1 protein-coding gene is annotated in these 629 nt (G+C 36.4%); it reads left to right on the forward strand.

The window, feature by feature from the left end; genetic code table 11:
- On the forward strand, nt 1–629 hold a 629-nt coding region (locus Q0997_RS20270; protein ID WP_299892543.1), incomplete at both ends, for a hypothetical protein.

Genomic DNA, 629 nt, shown 5'->3' on the forward strand with positions numbered 1-629 from the left:
GGTCAAACTAATGCAACTATCTCTATTACTGGTTTAACAGGCCCAAGTACACAAACTATTGCTATTACAGATGAAGTAACAGGATGTACTGCAATGGCTAATATAGATGTATCACAATCTACTCCTTTAGCTTTAACTGCTGATCCATTTATTAACGCAAATTGTAATTCTGGTGCTCAAGTAAGTGTAACAGCTTCTGGAGGAAGTGGTGTTTATACATATTCTTATGTAGTTAGTGGTATGCCTGCCGGAACTTATACAAGTTCTAATACGGCTGTACTAGACCCTGCTGTTTCAACAACATGGGATGTATATGTACAAGACGCTAATAATTGTGTGATAACAACACCTTTAACAATTACTATCGCTACAGATCCAATTCCTACTGGAATTACAGTTACTGGATCTCAATGTCCAAGCCCAACTAACGATTATACTTTTACTGTAAGTGTTGCATCAGGAATAATGCCTTATCAATATAGTATTGGTAATGGTTTCCAAAACAGTCCAACTTTTACTGTAAATGCGCCAGGGACATATACTATAACTGTACGTGATGCAAATGGTTGTACAGATACAGTGACTTATACTATTGAAGATCCTATTGGATTAACAATTACTTCTGTACC

Origin of the sequence: uncultured Lacinutrix sp. (genome assembly GCF_947500325.1) — a bacterium.
GTDB lineage: Bacteria > Bacteroidota > Bacteroidia > Flavobacteriales > Flavobacteriaceae > Lacinutrix.